The sequence below is a fragment of the Allokutzneria sp. NRRL B-24872 genome, from assembly GCF_002155965.1.
Taxonomy (GTDB): Bacteria; Actinomycetota; Actinomycetes; order Mycobacteriales; family Pseudonocardiaceae; genus Allokutzneria.
Genome location: NZ_MUMH01000302.1, coordinates 1 through 1206 on the forward strand (window position 1 = coordinate 1; position 1206 = coordinate 1206).

The 1206-nt window shown below is 71.1% G+C and carries 2 protein-coding genes; both read left to right on the plus strand.

The genetic code is table 11. The annotated features are described in order from the left end of the window. Positions 1 to 517, plus strand: a 517-nt coding sequence (locus tag CCN37_RS37605) for an alpha/beta hydrolase (RefSeq protein ID WP_143262034.1), incomplete at its 5' end; no start/stop codon positions are given. Positions 518 to 643: 126 nt separating this feature from the next. After that, positions 644 to 1206 (plus strand): hypothetical protein (locus CCN37_RS37610; protein ID WP_143262035.1); only part of this gene is annotated, 563 nt, incomplete at its 3' end.

Sequence of the window (1206 nt, forward strand, 5' to 3'; positions counted from 1 at the left end):
GGACGTCCCCGCGCTGGCCGATCTCTGGAAGGAACTCGACCAGGCCCAGCCCGCCGCTCGGTCCGCCGCCACCGCCGTGCCCGCGGACAACACGAAAACGGGGCGCCTGCACGTGATCTGCGGCGACTCCAGCTGGCCCAAGTCCGTCCAGTCCTACCAGCGCGACGTCGCGGCCGACCGGATTCGCCACCCCCTGATCGGGGCGGCCGCCGCCAACATCGGACCGTGCGCGTACTGGCCCTCCGAGCCGGTCGAGCCCCAGGTGCGCATCACCGACCGCGGCCCGTCGAACGTGCTCCTGGTGCAGAACGAGCGCGACCCCGGCACTCCGTTGATCGGCGCGCAGAAGCTGCGGCGCGCGTTCGGTGACCGGGCTCGGCTGGTGACCGTCGACCAGGGCGGTCACGGCGTCTACGTGTTCGCCAGGAACAAGTGCGGCAACGACGCCGTGAACGCGTTCCTGCTCAACGGCCGGTTCCCGGCCCGCGACACGACCTGCGCCGCCGAACCCGCCTGACCTCGGCACGGCAGGAAGGCGGTTCCGGGTTCACGTTCTTGAAGTGCGGGTGCGCTCGGCGACCGCGGTGGGTAGGCATGCGCCCGACAAACCCGCCGTTGTCGCCGAGAAGCCCGAGGAGTCCTCGTGCCGAGAAGAATCACGACCCTGCTCGCCGTCGCCGCCATAACGGTCGGCGCACCACTGCCCGTGCGCGCGGACGTGCCGATCTGGGTGGGCGCGAGCACCGGGCCCGAAGGAAAGGCCTGGTCGGTGGCCCAGGAGGAGATCGGCGGCGGCAAGCTCAGCTACCGCCGGTCCTTCGACCAGACGCTGCCGGAGCCGTCCTCGGCGAACTGGCACTCCGCCGCCTCGCTGCACTGGTACTCGGCCAAGCCGATCGGCAAGGACGTGCGCGGCTACGTCGACGGCAAGTACGACGGGCAGCTGCGCGCACTCGCCGGCGCACTGCCCGCCGGGACGATCTTCACCGTCTACCACGAGCCCGAGGACAACATGTCCGGCGCGACCTTCGCCGAGCTCATGCGCAAGACCGTCACCGTGGTGAAGGCCGCCAACCCCGGCGTGCAGGTCTGGTACTCCGCCATGGCCTACCAGTGGGAGACCAACTCCAAGGGCAACGTCGGCAGCCCGGACGGCTGGATCGACGCCGCCCGCGCGGCCGACGGCGTCGCGCTGGACATCTACGC